The organism is Streptomyces sp. NPDC000134 (assembly GCF_042899225.1).
GTDB lineage: Bacteria > Actinomycetota > Actinomycetes > Streptomycetales > Streptomycetaceae > Streptomyces.
The window spans coordinates 228541-246859 of record NZ_JBIAZN010000004.1 but is presented as its reverse complement, the minus strand read 5'-3'; the positions used below and the strand labels follow the sequence as shown (position 1 = coordinate 246859).

The 18319-nt window shown below is 73.7% G+C and carries 12 protein-coding genes; 7 read left to right on the top strand and 5 right to left on the bottom strand.

Annotated elements, in window-relative coordinates:
• Positions 1-26 precede the first annotated feature (26 nt).
• Positions 27-1064, top strand: a complete 1038-nt coding sequence (gene lgt / locus ACFY32_RS08035; RefSeq protein WP_390673713.1) for a prolipoprotein diacylglyceryl transferase — start codon at positions 27-29, stop codon at positions 1062-1064.
• Positions 1065-1214: 150 nt separating this feature from the next.
• On the opposite strand, the gene ACFY32_RS08030 is transcribed toward lgt, so the two are convergent.
• From ACFY32_RS08030 to ACFY32_RS08015, 4 genes are all read right to left on the bottom strand, one after another.
• Positions 1215-2579 (bottom strand): ADP-ribosylglycohydrolase family protein, encoded by a 1365-nt coding sequence (locus ACFY32_RS08030; protein WP_359192882.1) that lies wholly within the window; start codon positions 2577-2579, stop codon positions 1215-1217.
• Positions 2580-2700: 121 nt separating this feature from the next.
• Complete coding sequence (locus ACFY32_RS08025) at positions 2701-3864, bottom strand: ADP-ribosylglycohydrolase family protein (RefSeq protein ID WP_390673712.1); 1164 nt, start codon at positions 3862-3864, stop codon at positions 2701-2703.
• Entirely contained in the window at positions 3861-4664 is an 804-nt protein-coding gene (locus ACFY32_RS08020) for a hypothetical protein (protein ID WP_390673711.1), read from the bottom strand. Before ACFY32_RS08020 ends, ACFY32_RS08025 begins: the two co-directional genes overlap by 4 nt.
• Positions 4661-5671 carry an ADP-ribosylglycohydrolase family protein gene (locus ACFY32_RS08015; RefSeq protein ID WP_390673710.1) on the bottom strand — a complete coding sequence of 337 codons (1011 nt, stop codon included), beginning with the start codon at positions 5669-5671 and terminating at the stop codon, positions 4661-4663. Before ACFY32_RS08015 ends, ACFY32_RS08020 begins: the two co-directional genes overlap by 4 nt.
• Positions 5672-5904: 233 nt before the next feature.
• On the opposite strand from ACFY32_RS08015, the gene ACFY32_RS08010 reads away from it, so the two are divergent.
• The 3 genes from ACFY32_RS08010 to ACFY32_RS08000 all read left to right on the top strand — a co-directional run bounded on the left by ACFY32_RS08010 (position 5905) and on the right by ACFY32_RS08000 (position 13088).
• Positions 5905-6636: a VIT1/CCC1 transporter family protein gene (locus ACFY32_RS08010; protein WP_359192871.1), complete on the top strand. Its 732-nt coding sequence runs from the start codon at positions 5905-5907 to the stop codon at positions 6634-6636.
• A 457-nt stretch (positions 6637-7093) separates the two neighbouring features.
• Positions 7094-11632, top strand: a complete 4539-nt coding sequence (gltB, locus tag ACFY32_RS08005) for a glutamate synthase large subunit (protein WP_390673709.1) — start codon at positions 7094-7096, stop codon at positions 11630-11632.
• A complete protein-coding gene (locus tag ACFY32_RS08000; RefSeq protein ID WP_359192865.1) occupies positions 11625-13088 on the top strand; it encodes a glutamate synthase subunit beta in 1464 nt (487 codons plus the stop codon). Before gltB ends, ACFY32_RS08000 begins: the two co-directional genes overlap by 8 nt.
• Positions 13089-13339: 251 nt before the next feature.
• Here ACFY32_RS08000 and ACFY32_RS07995 read toward each other — a convergent pair whose 3' ends face one another.
• Entirely contained in the window at positions 13340-14236 is an 897-nt protein-coding gene (locus ACFY32_RS07995) for a hypothetical protein (protein ID WP_359192863.1), read from the bottom strand.
• 159 nt (positions 14237-14395) lie between these two features.
• On the opposite strand from ACFY32_RS07995, the gene ACFY32_RS07990 reads away from it, so the two are divergent.
• From ACFY32_RS07990 to pepN, 3 genes are all read left to right on the top strand, one after another.
• On the top strand, positions 14396-14743 hold the full coding sequence (locus tag ACFY32_RS07990; RefSeq protein ID WP_359192860.1) for a chorismate mutase: 348 nt from the start codon (positions 14396-14398) through the stop codon (positions 14741-14743).
• A gap of 159 nt (positions 14744-14902) precedes the next feature.
• Positions 14903-15535: a two-component system response regulator gene (locus ACFY32_RS07985; RefSeq protein ID WP_390673708.1), complete on the top strand. Its 633-nt coding sequence runs from the start codon at positions 14903-14905 to the stop codon at positions 15533-15535.
• A 49-nt stretch (positions 15536-15584) separates the two neighbouring features.
• The gene (pepN, locus tag ACFY32_RS07980) at positions 15585-18086 is read left to right on the top strand and encodes an aminopeptidase N (protein WP_359192854.1); all 2502 of its coding nucleotides are present in this window, start codon (positions 15585-15587) and stop codon (positions 18084-18086) included.
• The last annotated feature ends 233 nt before the right edge of the window (positions 18087-18319 follow it).

The following is an 18319-nucleotide window of genomic DNA, read 5'->3' as shown; positions in this document are numbered from 1 at the left end:
CCGGGCACGGTAGCGTCGACCCTGCCATGGAACTTGCCTACATCCCCAGCCCGTCGCGCGGAGTGCTGCACCTCGGCCCCATTCCGCTGCGCGGCTACGCCCTCTGCATCATCATCGGCGTCTTTGTCGCCGTCTGGTACGGCAACAAGCGCTGGATCGCACGCGGCGGCCGGACCGGCACGGTGGCCGACATCGCGGTCTGGGCCGTCCCCTTCGGCCTGATCGGCGGCCGGCTCTACCACGTGGTCACCGACTACGAGCTGTACTTCGGGGACGGCCGGGACTGGGTGGACGCCTTCAAGATCTGGGAGGGCGGCCTCGGCATCTGGGGCGCGATCGCGCTCGGCGCGCTGGGCGCCTGGATCGGCGCCCGGCGCCGGGGCATCCCGATGCCCGCGTACGCCGACGCCGTCGCCCCCGGCATCGCCTTCGCCCAGGCCATCGGCCGCTGGGGCAACTGGTTCAACCAGGAGCTGTACGGCCGGGCCACCGACCTGCCCTGGGCGCTGAAGATCACCTCGTCGGACGGCGGCCGGGTCCCGGGCACGTACCACCCGACGTTCCTGTACGAGTCCCTGTGGTGCGTCGGCGTCGCGCTGCTGGTGATCTGGGCCGACCGGCGCTTCAGGCTCGGGCACGGCAGGGCGTTCGCGCTGTACGTCGCCGCGTACTGCGCGGGCCGCTTCTGGATCGAGTACATGCGGGTGGACGACGCCCACCACATTTTCGGCCTGCGGCTGAACAACTGGACCGCGCTGGTGGTGTTCCTGCTGGCGGTGACGTACATCGTGCTGTCGGCGAGGAAGCGGCCGGGCCGTGAGGCCGTGGTCGAGCCGGGCACTGCGGACGCGGGCTCCGCGACCGGGGAGCCCACGGCCGGGGAGCCCGCCGGGGACGGGTCCGCCGCGGGTGAGAACGCCGAGAGCGAGTCCGCCGCGAGCGGGGCCACGGAGCCCGAGGACGGCGCCGCCACCGAGGGGGACGCCAAGGACGCCGCCGAGGGGGACGTCAAGGACTCCGAGGGGGACGTCAAGGACGGGGCCGGGTCGGCGAAGAAGGGCTGACCGGCACCGCGTACAGGTGTCGGCGAGGGCGTCCGGAGCGGTGTTCCGGGCGCCCTCGCCGTGTGATTCAGGGCCGCCGGGACAGGGACAGGGTGTGCGCGGCCATGCGCGCAGGAGGCGGCGAGGCCCTCCAGGGCGCGGCGGTGTCGGTCATGGGCGGGTGGCCTCCCGGTGGGTGAGGTGGGCGAGGGTGTCGAAGCCGGTGCCGTCGAGGCCGGCGACGGAGGTGGCGAGGCGGTTCTTGAGCGGGGCCGTCCAGTGCTCGGGCAGCGCGGCGGGGTCGCCGGTGAGCAGGGCGGCGACGCTGCCGGCCGTCGCCCCGGCGGAGTCGGTGTCCCAGCCGCCGCAGACCGCGCGGCTGATGGAGCCGGTGAAGTCGCCGTCGGCGTGGGTGAGGGCGGCGGCGATCAGGGCGGTGTTGGGGATGGCGTGCACCCAGTGGTGGGTGGCGGAGTACGTGGCGTGCAGGGTGTCCACGACGGTGTCGAAGTCGTCGTGGGCGGCGGCCAGCGCGACGGCGTCCCGGACGGCGCGGGCGAGCCGGGAGCCGGGCGGGACGACGGCGAGCCCGGTGCGCAGACAGGCGTGGACGTCGTGGGTGCCGGTGGCGGCGGTGGCGATGACGGCGGCGGTGAACATCGCCGCGTAGACGCCGTTGGCGGTGTGGGTGAGGGCCGCGTCCCGGTGGGCCTGCGCCGCGGCGGCGCCCGGGTCGCCGGGGTTGGTCCAGCCGTGGACGTCGGCGCGGATCAGGGCGCCGATCCACTCGCGGAAGGGGTTGCGGTGCCGGGCGGTGTCCGGGGGGTCGAGGCCGGACAGGAGGTTGCGGTAGGCGACGCGTTCGGCGGTGAAGGTGCGGCCCGCCGGAAGCTCCTCCAGCCAGAGGCGGGCCACGTCCGCGGTGCTGAAGGCGCGGCCGTGCCGCTGCAGGAGCAGCAGGTTGAGCAGGGGGTAGTTCAGGTCGTCGTCCTCGGGCATCCCGTCGATGTTCTCGGCGAGGGAGGTGCCCGCCGAGCGACGGTTCCAGGGGTGGGCCGCCGCCAGCTCCGGGGGCAGGCCGCGGGCGGTGAAGTACGTGGCCGGGGGCCAGTTCCCGGTGGCGCGGGCGAGGCCGCGGATGCCGTCCAGGGTGAGTTTCTCCACGGGTTTGCCGAGCAGGCAGCCGACGGCCCGGCCGAGCCAGGCGGCCTCCAGGCGGCGCGGGGTGAGCGGCTCGCCGGGCGGCAGCGGGGCGGGCCAGTCCGGGCAGCGGGCCCGGATGTCCGCGAGGCCGGTGGGCTCGGCCGCCGCCGACGGGCCGGGCAGCTCGGCGAGTTCGTCGAGCAGCTCCTCCGCGAGCAGCCGCAGGTGACGGGAGGCCGGCTCGGGGGAGGCGCCCGCGCGGGCGGGTGCCGGACAGCCGCCGGCGGCCCGCCAGCGCCGGGCGACCGCCGCCGCGTCCCGCCCGTCCTGCGCGGCCTGCCGCAACTCGTGCCCGACGAGATCCTCGGGCTGCACCCAGGTCAGGCGGAGCACGAGCGCCCTCCTCCGGTTCGGGTGAAGGGGCGTCGGTGCGCGGGGCGGGCCCGGGGCGGGTGGAACACGGGGTGCCCTCCGCTTCCGGTGCGCGGGTGGTCGTGTGCGGGGCGGGGCCGGGTCAGGTGGGGCATCGGTCGTCTCCCAGTTCGGCGAACGCCCGCTCGTGGGCCCGGTGCCGTCGTACGTCCCGGGTGAAGATCTCCCGGGTCACCTCGGTGAGCGTGGCCGCGGGCTGCCACAGGTCCAGGCGGCTGGCCTCCGCGACCGTCTTCGCCCACTCCTCGGGGACCGGCGAGCCCAGCGCCCCCGCCAGCGCGCCCGCCATGGTGGCGATGGAGTCGCAGTCGCGGCCGTAGTTCACCGCGCCGAGGACGGCATGGCGGTGGTCGCCGCGGGCGACGACCAGCATGCCGAGCGCGATGGGCAGTTCCTCGATCGCGTGCAGCCGCGACGGGCGGCGGGCGCCCAGCGAAGGGGCCCGGTAGTCCGGGCCCACCGTGTCGTAGGGGGCGACCGCCGCGCGCAGCGGCGCGAGCGCCGACTCGAAGTCCAAGTGGCGCGCGGCGACTTCGCAGACCCGCTCGATGGCCTCACGGGTGCCGTCCTTGGCCAGCGCCAGACAGGCCGTGACCACCGACTCCGCCGTCGCGCCGGGCGCGCAGGCCGCCGCGACCGCCGCCGCGAAGACCCCGGCCGCCTCCCGGCCGTACGACCACTGGTGCGCGCCCGCGACGTCCAGGGCCTCGGCGTACGCGCCCGCCGGGTGGGCCGCGTTGACCAGGCCGACCGGGGCCAGGTACATCGCCGCGCCGCAGTTGACGATGTTGCCGACGCCGGCCTCGCGCGGGTCGGCGTGGCCGTAGTGCAGCCTGGTCACGAGCCACTTCTCGGCGAGGAAGATCCGCTGGAGGGGGAGCGCCTCGGCCTCCAGCTCCGGAATCCAGCGCGGGTTCGTCATCAGGTCCGGCACCAGGTGCTCCGCGACCGCGTACGCGTCGAGGTGGTCGCGGACGGTGGCGTACACCCTGATCAGCGCGTGCGTCATGAGGGTGTCGTCGGTGACGTGGCCGTCGCCCTTGTGGTACGGGGCGAGCGGGCGGGCGGTGCGCCAGGCGTCGCCGTGCCAGGGGCCGACGACGCCGTGCACCCGGCCGCCGTGCCGTTCCAGGATCTGTTCGGGGGAGTAGCCCTCGACCGGGCCGCCGAGGGCGTCGCCGACCGCGGCGCCGACCAGGGCGCCGGTGATCCGTTCCGCCAGGGTGGCCGCTGGTGCTGGGGTCATGGTCCGCTGGGTCCTTCCGGTCGGGACGGCTGCGTGGCGGCGAGCAGCGCGGCGAGTTCCACCAGGTCGGTGCCGGTGAGGCGGGGCAGTACGCAGCCGGAGAGGGTGCGGCAGGCGTCCCGCCAGGGCGCGGGGACGGCGGCGGCGCCGCCGAGCGCGCCGGTCAGCGCGCCCGCCAGGGCCGGGGCGGAGTCCGCGACCCGGGACAGACAGGCCGCCGCCGGGACCGCCTCCGCGATCCGGCCGCCCGCGGCGGCGGCGACCTCGGCGGCGACGGCGTTCCACGTCAGGTCGATGGCCGCGCGCATCCGGCGCTCCCGGCCCAGGTCGCCGAGCGCCTCGTCGTCCCCGGCCCGCAGCACCGCCTCCGCGGCGAACACCGCCCACTCCGCGTCGTCGGAGGGTCCCAGGCGCAGCGGCTCCGGCGGCTGGTTGAGGGCGATGGGCACGGGCAGCGTGGTCGTCGCGTTCTGCTCCGCGAAGGTGTCCAGCTCCCGGGTCAGCCGCCGCGTCCACTCCGGCATCCGGGCGGCCCGGTGCCGCGCGGCCGGCCACCCGGCGGCATCACCGGCGGCGAGCCCGAGGAGGAGGCCCTCGATGCGGTGGGGGGCGGGACGGGGGGCGGCGGTGGCTCCGGCCCCGCGCGTCGGTACGGGCGGCGACGCCGTCATCGTCGTCGGCATGTCGAGGTACGCCGTCGTCGTCGCGAAGGCGGGGGCGGTGTCCGGTGGCGGCCCCGGCGGGAGCGGTGCGGCGGGGGCGCCGGCGTAGGCGGTGGGAGTCGGCCGGGGACGGGTCATCGGTGGGTCTCCGCCGGGTCGGGCGCGGGTGGGGCGAGGAGGTCGGCGACGTCCAGGACGTGGTGGCCGGCCATGGCCGGCAGGCAGGAGCCGCGGGCCGGGCCGATGGCCGCCGCCCAGTCGGGCGGGATCGCGGCGGCGCCCCGCGTCGCCCCGGCGAGGGCGCCCGCGACCGCCGCCGTCGTGTCGGCGTCGCGGCCCATGTTGACGGCCCCGAGCACCGCGTCCGCGAAGTCGCCGTCGGCCGCCGCGTACGCCCCGAAGGCGAGGGCGACCGCCTCGGGCGCGAGGTCGGTCCAGGGGTAGCCGCCGACCACCACCGCGGAACGGACCGCGCGTTCGCCGCGGTGGGCGGCCGTCACCGCGCGGCGCAGCGACCGGGCCGTCCAGGAGTCGTCCGGTACGACGGCCAGCGCGGCGGCCACCACCGCGACGACCGGTGCCCCGGCCATCGCCGCCGCGACCCCCGCCGCCACCGCCTGGCCGCCGTAGATGCCCTCGCCGTCGTGGCTGACCGAGCCGTCGACGGCGACCAGCCGGGCCGCCTCGGCCGGGCGGCCCGCCGCGAACACCCCGTAGGGCGCCGCGCGCATGGCGAGCCCGTCGCTCCAGGCGTGCCGGTGCTGGGCGGAGATCGGCGCGGCCAGGCCCCGGCGGAGGTTCTCCAGGGTGCCGCGTTCGCTGAAGCCCGCGCCCCGGAACGGGCCCTCGTCGCGGTCGGCGATCCACTCGTGCCAGGCCGCCTCCACATGGGCCGGGGTGAGCGCGGCGCCGTGCCGGGCGAGCAGCAGCCCGGAGAAGATGGCGTACTCCGTGTCGTCGGTCCCGGCGGGCCGCTCGGCGACGTACCCGGTGATACGGCCCCAGCGGGCGCGGATCTCGGAGGGCTTGAGGTTCTCGGCCGGTGCCCCGAGGGCGTCCCCGACGGCGAGGCCGAGCAGCGCGCCGCGCGCCCGTTCGCGCGGTGCGGCCGCACCCCTGGGCGCGGTCGGCGCGGTCGCTGCCATGGGGTCTCTCCTCTCCCTCTGCGGAACTGTCCCCGGTGCGCGGCCCGCCGCAGCCTGACGGGCCGCAGCGTCACCCGGTCGACATATGTGCGGGCATGATCACGGATGAGCAAAGAGGCGCAAAGTCGCAGGTTAGCCCAGCCTTTCCTTGCTGGCGCGAAGGGAATGGGAGACGTACATTCAATGTTGTCAAGAAGTGGAATCTGTCTAAAGAAGCTGCTGGGGGAGCCTCCATGGCCATCATCGAGACCGAAGCGACGCTGCACGAGGCGCACCGCGACAACCACACCCACCGGGACGTCAACGGCGGCTGGCTGCGCCCCGCGGTCTTCGGCGCGATGGACGGCCTGGTCTCCAACCTCGCCCTGATGACCGGTGTCGCGGGCGGCGCCGTCAGCCAGCAGACCGTGGTACTGACCGGACTCGCGGGCCTGGCCGCCGGCGCCTTCTCCATGGCCGCCGGCGAGTACACCTCCGTCGCCTCCCAGCGCGAGCTGGTCGAGGCCGAGCTGGACGTCGAGCGCCGCGAGCTGCGCAAGCACCCCGCCGACGAGGAGGCCGAGCTGGCCGCGCTCTACGCGGCCCGCGGCGTCGAGCCCGGCCTGGCGCGCGAGGTGGCCCGCCAGTTGTCCCGCGACCCGGAGCGGGCGCTGGAGATACACGCCCGCGAGGAACTCGGCGTCGACCCCTCCGACCTGCCCTCGCCCCTGGTCGCGGCCGTGTCCTCGTTCGGTTCCTTCGCGCTGGGCGCCATCCTCCCCGTGCTGCCCTATCTGCTCGGCGCGACCGCGCTGTGGCCCGCGGTGCTGGTGGCGCTGGCGGGGCTGTTCCTGTCCGGCGCGGTGGTGGCGAAGGTGACGGCGCGCACCTGGTGGTACAGCGGACTGCGGCAGTTGGTGCTGGGCGGCGCGGCGGCCGGTGTGACGTACGTCCTGGGCAGTCTGTTCGGAACGGCCGTAGGATAGCCCGGCCCGAACTTATGCGAGGGACCGCATAAGTACCCGTTACCCGTTGGTTTCGAGTGTGTGAGCACCGGGCATGAGCCGTAAGCGCTGCGGGCAATGGGGCCTGTGGCGTACCCGCGGGGCGGGCGAAGACGCCCCTTCCGCCTTCCGGACCGACGGGCATCGATCTGTGCGTCGTGGTCCCCAGAGCCTTTCACCGCCGGGCGCGAAACCCCCGCCGCCACCCCCGCGGTGTCCGCATGTTGGAACGAAGTATCCGGTTCCCGAGAACCGCTCCATCATGTAACCTGCACGAAATTTTGTAGCCACGCAGAGGGCCAGCGTCGTCCCTCGGCACATGCACATATGCCAGATGACGACGACGGGAGAGCCGATGCGTACGCCGCGCCAGCCGTCCCAGCATTCCGCGAATGGCCAGAACTGGTCGTTCATGGATGCTCGCCCTGCTGCGCAGGGTATGTACGACCCCCGCAACGAGCACGACGCCTGCGGCGTCGGCTTCGTCGCCACTCTCACCGGCGAGGCGTCCCACACGCTGGTCGACCAGGCCCTCACCGTGCTGCGCAACCTGGAGCACCGGGGTGCCACCGGCTCCGAGCCCGACTCGGGCGACGGCGCGGGCATCCTCTCCCAGGTGCCGGACGCCTTCTTCCGCGAGGTGGCCGGATTCGACCTGCCCGCCGCCGGCGGTTACGCGGTCGGCATCGCCTTCCTCCCGGTGGACGGCACCGAGGACGCCGTCTCGCGCATCGAGACGATCGCGTCCGAGGAGGGCCTGACCGTCCTCGGCTGGCGCGAGGTCCCGGTCGCCCCCGGGCTGCTCGGCGTCACCGCCCGCTCGACCATGCCGGTGTTCCGCCAGATCTTCGTGACTGGGGGCACCTCCCAGACGGAGTCCGGGGGAGGCGCCGCCGAGGGCATCGCCCTGGACCGCCGGGCCTTCGTGCTGCGCAAGCGCGCCGAGCGCGAGGCCGGGGTGTACTTCCCGTCGCTGTCCGCGCGGACCATCGTCTACAAGGGCATGCTCACCACCGGCCAGTTGGAGCCCTTCTTCCCGGACCTGTCCGACCGCCGCTTCGCCTCCGCGATCGCGCTCGTGCACTCCCGGTTCTCCACCAACACCTTCCCGTCCTGGCCGCTCGCCCACCCGTACCGCTTCGTCGCCCACAACGGCGAGATCAACACGGTCAAGGGCAACCGCAACTGGATGGCGGCCCGCGAGTCCCAGCTCGTCTCCGACCTCTTCGGCGACCAGGAGAAGATCGACCGGATCTTCCCCATCTGCACGCCCGACGCCTCCGACTCCGCCTCCTTCGACGAGGTCCTGGAGCTGCTGCACCTGGGCGGGCGGTCGCTGCCGCACTCCGTGCTGATGATGATCCCGGAGGCGTGGGAGAACCACGACTCCATGGACCCGGCCCGCCGCGCCTTCTACCAGTTCCACTCCACGATGATGGAGCCCTGGGACGGCCCGGCCTGCGTCACCTTCACCGACGGCACCCAGGTCGGCGCGGTCCTCGACCGCAACGGCCTGCGCCCCGGCCGCTACTGGGTCACCGACGACGGCCTGGTCGTCCTCGGCTCCGAGGTCGGCGTCCTCGACATCGACCCCGCCAAGGTCGTCCGCAAGGGCCGCCTCCAGCCCGGCCGCATGTTCCTGGTGGACACCGCCGAGCACCGCATCATCGAGGACGACGAGATCAAGGCCGGGCTCGCCGCCGAGCAGCCGTACGCCGACTGGCTCCAGGCCGGCGAGATCGAGCTGTCCGTCCTGCCCGAGCGCGAGCACATCGTGCACACCCACGCCTCGGTCACCCGCCGCCAGCAGACCTTCGGGTACACCGAGGAGGAGCTGCGCGTCCTGCTGGCGCCGATGGCCAAGGCCGGCGCCGAGCCGATCGGCTCCATGGGCACCGACTCCCCGATCGCCGCGCTGTCCGAGCGGCCCCGGCTGCTGTTCGACTACTTCACCCAGTTGTTCGCCCAGGTCACCAACCCGCCGCTGGACGCGATCCGCGAGGAACTGGTCACCTCCCTGCGCTCCCCGCTGGGCCCCCAGGGCAACCTGCTGGAGCCGACCGCCGCGTCCTGCCGGACCGTCGTCCTGCCCTTCCCGGTGATCGACAACGACGAGCTGGCCAAGCTCATCCACATCAACGCCGACGGCGACATGCCCGGCTTCAAGGCCGCGACCCTCTCCGGTCTGTACCGGGTGCACGGCGGCGGCGAGGCCCTCGCCGCCCGCATCGAGGAGATCTGCGCCGAGGCCGACGCCGCCATCGACAACGGCGCCCGGCTGATCGTGCTCTCCGACCGGCACTCCGACGCCGAGCACGCCCCGATCCCGTCGCTGCTGCTCACCGCGGCCGTCCACCACCACCTCATCCGCACCAAGCAGCGCACCCAGGTGGGCCTGCTGGTCGAGGCCGGCGACGTCCGCGAGGTCCACCACGTCGCCCTGCTGATCGGCTACGGCGCCGCCGCCGTCAACCCGTACCTGGCGATGGAGTCCGTCGAGGACCTGGTCCGGGCCGGCACCTTCCTGCCCGGCATCGAGCCCGAGAAGGCCATCAAGAACCTGATCTACGCCCTCGGCAAGGGCGTGCTGAAGGTCATGTCCAAGATGGGCATCTCCACCGTCGCCTCCTACCGCGGCGCCCAGGTCTTCGAGGCCGTCGGCCTGGACGAGGGCTTCGTCGCGAAGTACTTCAACGGCACCGCCACCAAGATCGGCGGCGTCGGCATCGACGTCGTCGCCCGGGAGGTCGCCGCCCGGCACGCCAAGGCGTACCCGGCCAGCGGCATCGCGCCCGCGCACCGGACGCTGGAGATCGGCGGCGAGTACCAGTGGCGCCGCGAGGGCGAGCCGCACCTGTTCGACCCGGAGACGGTCTTCCGCCTCCAGCACTCCACGCGCTCCGGCAAGTACGACATCTTCAAGAAGTACACCGAGCGGGTGAACGAGCAGTCCGAGCGCCTGATGACGCTGCGCGGCCTGTTCGGCTTCAAGTCCGGCCGGCAGCCGATCCCCCTCGACGAGGTCGAGCCGGTCTCCGAGATCGTCAAGCGGTTCTCCACCGGCGCCATGTCGTACGGCTCCATCTCCCAGGAGGCGCACGAGACCCTCGCCATCGCCATGAACCAGTTGGGCGGCAAGTCCAACACCGGTGAGGGCGGCGAGGACCCCGAGCGCCTCTACGACCCGGCCCGCCGCTCCTCGATCAAGCAGGTCGCCTCCGGCCGCTTCGGCGTCACCTCCGAGTACCTGGTCAACGCGGACGACATCCAGATCAAGATGGCCCAGGGCGCCAAGCCCGGCGAGGGCGGCCAGTTGCCCGGCCACAAGGTCTACCCGTGGGTCGCCAGGACCCGGCACTCCACGCCGGGCGTCGGCCTGATCTCCCCGCCGCCGCACCACGACATCTACTCCATCGAGGACCTCGCCCAGCTCATCCACGACCTGAAGAACGCCAACCCCCAGGCGCGCATCCACGTCAAGCTGGTCTCCGAGGTCGGGGTCGGCACGGTCGCCGCAGGCGTCTCCAAGGCGCACGCCGACGTCGTCCTGATCTCCGGTCACGACGGCGGCACCGGCGCCTCCCCGCTCACCTCGCTCAAGCACGCGGGCGGCCCCTGGGAGCTCGGCCTGGCCGAGACCCAGCAGACCCTGCTGCTCAACGGCCTGCGCGACCGGATCGTCGTGCAGACCGACGGCCAGCTCAAGACCGGCCGCGACGTCGTCATCGCCGCGCTGCTCGGCGCCGAGGAGTTCGGTTTCGCCACCGCGCCGCTCGTCGTCTCCGGCTGCGTCATGATGCGCGTCTGCCACCTCGACACCTGCCCGGTCGGCATCGCCACCCAGAACCCGGTGCTGCGCGAGAGGTTCGCCGGCAAGGCCGAGTACATCGTGAACTTCTTCAAGTTCATCGCCGAGGAGGTCCGCGAGATCCTCGCCGAGCTGGGCTTCCGCTCCGTCGAGGAGGCCGTCGGCCACGCCGAGGCCCTCGACGTCACCCGCGCGGTCGACCACTGGAAGGCCCAGGGCCTGGACCTGGCCCCGCTGTTCCACGTGCCCGAGCTGCCCGAGGGCGCGGTCCGCCACCAGGTCACCGTCCAGGACCACGGCCTGGAGAAGGCGCTCGACAACGAGCTGATCAAGCTCGCCGCCGACGCGCTCGCCGCCTCCGGCGCCACCGAGGCCCAGCCGGTGCGCGCCCAGGTCCCGATCCGCAACATCAACCGCACGGTCGGCACCATGCTCGGCCACGAGGTGACCAAGAAGTTCGGCGGCGCGGGCCTGCCCGACGACACCATCGACATCACCTTCACCGGCTCCGCCGGCCAGTCCTTCGGCGCCTTCGTCCCCCGCGGCGTCACGCTGCGCCTGGAGGGCGACGCCAACGACTACGTCGGCAAGGGCCTGTCCGGCGGCCGGATCATCGTCCGCCCGGACCGCGGCGCCGACCACCTCGCCGAGTACTCGACCATCGCCGGCAACACCATCGGCTACGGCGCGACCGGCGGCGAGATGTTCCTGCGCGGCAAGGTCGGCGAGCGGTTCTGCGTGCGCAACTCCGGCGCGACCGTCGTCGCCGAGGGTGTGGGCGACCACGGCTGCGAGTACATGACCGGCGGCCACGCCGTCGTCCTCGGCGAGACCGGACGGAACTTCGCGGCCGGCATGTCCGGCGGCGCCGCCTACGTCATCGACCTCGACCGGGACAACGTCAACGCCGGCAACCTGGACGCCGTACGCGCCCTGGACGACGCCGACAAGCAGTGGCTGCACGACGTGGTGCGCCGCCACGCCGAGGAGACCGGGTCCACCGTCGCCGGGAAGCTGCTCGCCGACTGGCCCGCGTCCGCCGAACGCTTCACGAAGATCATCCCCAGCACCTATCAGGCCGTGCTCGCCGCCAAGGACGCCGCCGAGCGAGCCGGGCTCTCCGAGTCCGAGACCCACGAGAAGATGATGGAGGCGGCGATCAATGGCTGATCCGAAGGGCTTTCTGAACCACGGCCGCGAGGTCGCCACGTCCCGCCCCGTCGAGGAGCGCGTCAGGGACTGGAACGAGGTCTACGTCCCCGGCTCCCTGCTGCCGATCATCAGCAAGCAGGCCAGCCGCTGCATGGACTGCGGCATCCCGTTCTGCCACAACGGCTGTCCGCTGGGGAACCTGATCCCCGAGTGGAACGACTACGCCTACCGGGAGGACTGGTCCGCCGCCTCCGAGCGGCTGCACGCCACCAACAACTTCCCGGAGTTCACCGGCCGGCTGTGCCCGGCGCCGTGCGAGTCGGCGTGCGTGCTCGGCATCAACCAGCCGCCGGTGACCATCAAGAACGTCGAGGTCTCCATCATCGACAAGGCGTGGGAGACCGGGGACGTCGCCCCGCGGATTCCCGAGCGCCTGTCCGGCAAGACCGTCGCGGTGATCGGCTCGGGCCCGGCGGGACTCGCCGCCGCCCAGCAGCTCACCCGGGCCGGCCACACCGTCGCCGTGTACGAGCGCGCCGATCGCATCGGCGGGCTGCTGCGGTACGGCATCCCCGAGTTCAAGATGGAGAAGCGGCACATCAACCGCCGTATCGAGCAGATGCGCGCGGAGGGCACCCGGTTCCGCACCGGCGTCGAGATCGGCCGCGACCTGCTGGCCACCGACCTCAAGAAGCGCTACGACGCCGTCGTCATCGCCGTCGGCTCGACCACCGCCCGCGACCTGCCGGTCCCCGGCCGCGAACTCAAGGGCGTCCACCAGGCGATGGAGTACCTGCCGCTGGCCAACAAGGTCCAGGAGGGCGACTACGTCACCACCCCGATCTCGGCCGAGGGCAAGCACGTCGTCGTCATCGGCGGCGGCGACACCGGCGCCGACTGCGTGGGCACCGCCCACCGCCAGGGCGCCGCCTCGGTGACGCAACTGGAGATCATGCCCCGTCCGGGCGACGAGCGGAACCCGCTCACCCAGCCCTGGCCGACCTTCCCCATGCTCTACAAGGTCACCTCGGCCCACGAGGAGGGCGGCGAGCGGGTCTACTCCGTCTCCACCACCCACTTCGAGGGCGACGAGGACGGCAACGTCCAGTGGCTGCACATGACCGAGGTCGAGTTCGTCGACGGCAAGCTCACCCAGAAGCCGGGCACCGAGCGGAAGATCCCGGCCCAGTTGGTCACCCTCGCCATGGGCTTCACCGGCCCCGACAAGGAGAACGGCCTGGTCGAGCAGTTCGGCCTGGAACTCGACGCCCGCGGCAACATCGCCCGCGACGCCGACTTCCAGACCAACGTGCCCGGCGTGTTCGTCGCCGGTGACGCCGGCCGCGGCCAGTCGCTCATCGTGTGGGCGATCGCCGAGGGCCGCTCCGCCGCCAAGGGCGTCGACCGCTTCCTGACCGGCGCCAGCGAACTGCCCGCCCCGATCCGCCCGACCGACCGCGCCCTGGCGGTCTGACGGACCCACCGGACTGTCCCGTACAACGGCGTACGGAACACTGACGGCGCCCGCCCCCTGTCCCCGACCGGACGACGGGGCGGGCGCCGTCGCCCGTTCGGGGCGATGTCCTCGACGCGGCCGTAGGAATCGCGCCATTCCGGGGCGGAGTTCCCGGCGCCGGCAGCAGCGCCCCGCGCCCGGCGACCAAAGAGCCGACACCCCTGACGGAACCGGGAGCCGGGTCCGCGAAGGCCCGGCCCCGGTGGTGTTCAGGTGTCGCACTCCAGCACCGTCCGGCACAGCCCGCACCGCGCCCGCACCCGCCCCCGCACCGGCACCCGGATGCGCTGATGGCAGGTCGGGCACGGGAACGACACCCGCAGCGGCCCCCGCCCGTCCGGCGTGAACGCGTACGGCACGTCCGGGCCCGGCCCGGCCCCGCGGTGGTCCTGGGCGTGCCGCCGGTCGCGTGCGTAGCGCCGCCGGCCCGTCCAGCCCGCCGCCGTCAGCGGCGGCTGCCGCCCGTCCAGCAGCGCCCGCTCACGGCCCCGCGCGTACGCCGTGTACGCCTGCGCGCTGGTGAACCACACCGACGGGTCCTCGCCGAACGCCAGCGCCCGCTTGGCCAGCACGTACCCGAACTCCTCCGGCGTCAGATACCCCAGCTTCTGCGAGGACGCCGCGTCCTGGCGGAACGCGTCCAGCAGCAGCCAGCCCGCGCCCAGGTACGTCGTCACCGTGTCCGTCAGGATCTCGTTGTCCCGCACCCCCGGGAAGGACAGCCCCAGCCGGTGCAGGTACACATGCGTCACCTCGTGCGCCAGGGCCGCGCCGATGTCCCGGCGATGGGTACGGAACCGGTCGTTCAGCTCCACGAAGTACTCGGGCCCCGCCGTCAGTTCCACGTTCGCCGCGTGGGACATCTGCCGGAAGGAGACGACCAGCCGGGCGTCCGGGAGCCGGTAGTGCCGCACCAGCTCGCGCGCCACCCGCTGCGCCCCCAGATACAGGTCGTCGGTGTCGCAGAACGCCACGTCCGCCGGGGCCACGCTCACCGGGAACGTCCGCACGCTGTCGTACGACAGCCGCCGGTACAGCGCGGTGATCGCGGCCCGCACCGTCTCCAGATGCGGATAGCCGTGCTGGACCGGTCCGTCGTTCGCCACGCCGCCACCCCCGGGACGTCTGCACCCGAGTCCACTGTACGGCCGTCCCGCGCCGCGGTCGCGGCCCCGGCGGCGCGGGAGACGGCGGGGCGGAAACCGGCCGCCGGTCCGTGAGACGGCCCTGCCCGCCCCCGGGCCCGACCCGTAGGCTGACCCGTCATGACCACCAGCAACACCGGTACCGAAGCCGTCGACCCCGCGGTCCGCGAGGAACTCGCCCGGCTCCGCGAGAGCATCGACAACATCGACGCGGCCGTCGTCCACATGCTCGCCGAGCGCTTCAAGTGCACCCAGCAGGTCGGCCACCTCAAGGCCCGCCACCAGTTGCCGCCCGCCGACCCCGGCCGCGAGGCCCGCCAGATCGCCCGGCTGCGCGCCCTGGCCGAGAGCGCCAAGCTGGACCCGGCGTTCGCCGAGAAGTTCCTGAACTTCATCATCGCCGAGGTCATCCGGCACCACGAGCGCATCGCCGAGGACACCGGCGGCGCGGCCCCCGCACCGCACTGATCCGGCCGCCGGAACCCGCCGGAACGGCACGGGGGAGTGACACCGGCCCGTGCGCCGGGCATGCTGCGCTGTGCACCCCCCCCATGCCGGCCGGCGGACAGCCGTCGCCGGTTCCTCGCCACCCGTAACGGGTCGTGCACGAGGGAGGCACATCGGGCCATGCCGCCGGATGCCGGGATACTCATCGTCGACGACCACGAGGACACCCTCTACGCCCTGGAGAGCGCCCTGACCCCGCTGGGCTACCGCCTGGCGCGGGCCACCAGCGGCGACCAGGCGCTCAAACAGGTACTGCGCGGCCATGTCGGACTGCTCCTGCTCGACGTGCGGATGCCCGGCGTCGGCGGCCTCGACGTGGTCCGCTACATGCGCCGCGTCGCCCAGACCCAGCACATCCCGGTGATCCTGATCACCGGCTTCGGCATCGACCACGACCTGAGCGCCACCGCCTTCCGGCTGGGCGTCGCCGACGTCGTGACCAAACCCGTGGACCCCTGGACCCTGCGCACCAAGGTCCGCTACCTCTACGACACCCACCAGCACCACCTCGCCCTCCAGCGGGAGCTGCGCGAACTGCGCGCCCGCACCCGGGAACACGCCCAGGACCCGCCCCGCCCCGGCCTGCCCCACCCCGACCCGCCCGCCCCGCCGGACCAGCACACGCCGCAGCACACGCCGCAGCACGCGGCGCAGCACGGGGCGCAGCACGGGGCGCAGAAAGGGGCGCACGCCGGAGAGCGCGCCGGTACACGCGCGGGGGAGCGCGAGGAACTGCACCGGGACCGGACATAACCGCCGTACCGGACCCCGGCCCTGTGCCGCGCCCACGGCATCGGGCAGCATGGCCCGCATGTCCGTACTGACGCGCGACGAAGCGCAGACCCGTGCCCAGCTCCTCGACGTCCAGCACTACGCGATCGCCCTCGATCTCACCGGTGACGACGAGACCTTCGACTCCCGTACCACCATCCGGTTCACGGCACGGGCCGACGCGGACACCTTCGTCGAGCTGAAGCCCGCCGCACTGCACTCCGTCACCCTCGACGGAGCCCCCCTGGACCCCGGCACCCTCGACGACGGCCGGCTGCCGCTGAAGGGCCTGACCGCCGGCGAGCACGAGCTGAGCGTCCACGCCACCATGCGGTACTCCCGCACCGGCGAGGGCATGCACCGCTTCACCGACCCCGCCGACGGCGAGACATACCTCTACACCCAGATGTTCATGGACGACGTCCAGCGGGTCTTCGCCGCCTTCGACCAGCCCGACCTCAAGGCCGTCTTCGACCTCACCGTCAAGGCCCCCGAAGGCTGGACCGTCCTCGCCAACGGCGTCACCGAGCACACCGGCGACGGCCACTGGAGCGCCGCCCCCACCCCGCGGATCTCCACCTACCTCGTCGCCGTCGCCGCCGGCCCCTGGCACTCCGTGCGCACCGAGCACCGCGGCCTGCCCTTCGGCCTGCACTGCCGCCGCTCCCTCGCCGCCCACCTGGACACGGACGCCGAGGAGATCCTCGACATCACCCGCGCCTGCTTCGACCGCTACCACGAGAAGTTCGACGAGCCCTACCCCTTCGACTCCTACGACCAGGCGTTCGTCCCCGAGTTCAACGCCGGCGCCATGGAGAACCCGGGCCTGGTCACCTTCCGCGACGAGTTCGTCTACCGCTCCGCCGTCACCGACACCGAACGCCAGACCCGCGCCATGGTCATCGCCCACGAGATGGCCCACATGTGGTTCGGCGACCTCGTCACCCTCACCTGGTGGGACGACATCTGGCTCAACGAGTCCTTCGCCGAGTACATGGGCTACCAGACCACCGCCGAGGCCACCCGCTTCACCGGCCCCTGGACCGAGTTCGGCGTCACCCGCAAGTCCTGGGGCTACGACGCCGACCAGCGCCCCTCCACCCACCCCGTCGCCCCCGAGGCCGTCCCCGACACCGCCTCCGCCCTCCTCAACTTCGACGGCATCTCCTACGCCAAGGGCGCCTCCGCGCTCCGCCAACTGGTGGCCTGGCTCGGCGAGAAGGACTTCCTCGCCGGCATCAACATCCACTTCGCCCGGCACCGGTTCGGCAACGCCGCCCTCGCCGACTTCATCGACTCCCTCGCCGCCGCCACCGACCGCGACGTGCACGCCTGGGCCGACGCCTGGCTGCGCACCACCGGCGTCGACACCCTCACCGCGGCCGTCGACGCCCGCCCCGGCACCTGGACCCTCGCCCTGCACCGCGACGGCGACCGCCCGCACCGCGCCACCGTCGGCGTCTACGACCGCGACCTCAACGACGGCCGCACCCTCGTCCTGCGCGAACGCTACGAGACGGACGTCCCCCAGCCCGCCCCCGAGACCCGCCCCGGCACCCGCCCCGCCCTCGTCCTGCCCAACGACCTCGACCACACCTACGCCAAGGTCCGCCTGGACGAGCACTCCCTGGAGACCGCCCTGCGCGGCCTCTCCCAGCTCCCCGACCCCCTCACCCGCACCGTGGTGTGGAACACCCTGCGCGACATGGTCCGCGACGGCGAACTCGCCCCCGGCGACCACCTGGCCACCGCCGCCGCGCACCTCCCCGAGGAGACCGACCTCGCCCTCGTCCAGGGCGTCCTCGCCTTCGCCGGCACCCACATCGCCGACCGCTACCTCACCCCCGGACAGCGGCCCGCCGCCCTCGCCACCCTCACCGGCCTGTGCCGCGACCTCATCCGCCGCACCGAGGACGGCGACCACCCCGGGCTGCGGCTGACCGCCGTACGCCACCGCATCGCCACCGCCGCCCAGCCCGACACCATCGCCGCCTGGCTCGCCGACGGCACCGTCCCCGGCGGCCCCGAACTCGACCCCGAACTGCGCTGGCGCATCCTCACCCGGCTCGCCGTGCTCGGCGCCACCGACGAGGCCGCCATCGCCGCCGAACTCGACCGCGACCCCAGCGCCACCGGCCGGGAAGGCGCCGCCCGCTGCCGCGCCGCGCTGCCCGACCCCGAGGCCAAGGCCCGCGCCTGGGCGGCCATGTTCGACACCGACGACCTGTCCAACTACCTGTTCACCGCCACCGCCCAGGGCTTCTGGCAGCCCGAACAGGCCGACCTGGTCCGGGAGTACGTCCCCCGGTACTTCACCGACGCGGTCGCCGTCGCCGCCCGCCGCGGCCCCGCCATCGCCGCCGCCGTCGGCCGCTGGGCCTTCCCCGCCCACGCCGTCGACCCCGACACCCTCGCCCTGGGCCGCGCCCGCCTCCAGGACGCGGCCCCCGTCCCGTCCCTGCACCGCGGACTCACCGACCAGCTCGACGACCTGGCCCGCGCGCTGCGCATCCGCGAGACCTACGGCGACTGACCTCCCCGACCGTCCGCCGCGCGACCGGTCCCACCGCGCCCCGCGCGGCCGGTCCCGCCGCGTCCCGCGCGGCCGGTCCCGCCGGCCTCCGTGCGGCCTGGTCCCGCCGGTCCCGTGTGGCTTGGTTCCGGCCTGCGTGCGGCTTGGTTCCGGCCTGCGTGTGGCCGGTCCCGGCCTCCGTGTGGCTTGGCCGGCCTGCGTGCGGCCGGTGCCGACCCCCGTGCGGCCGGTCC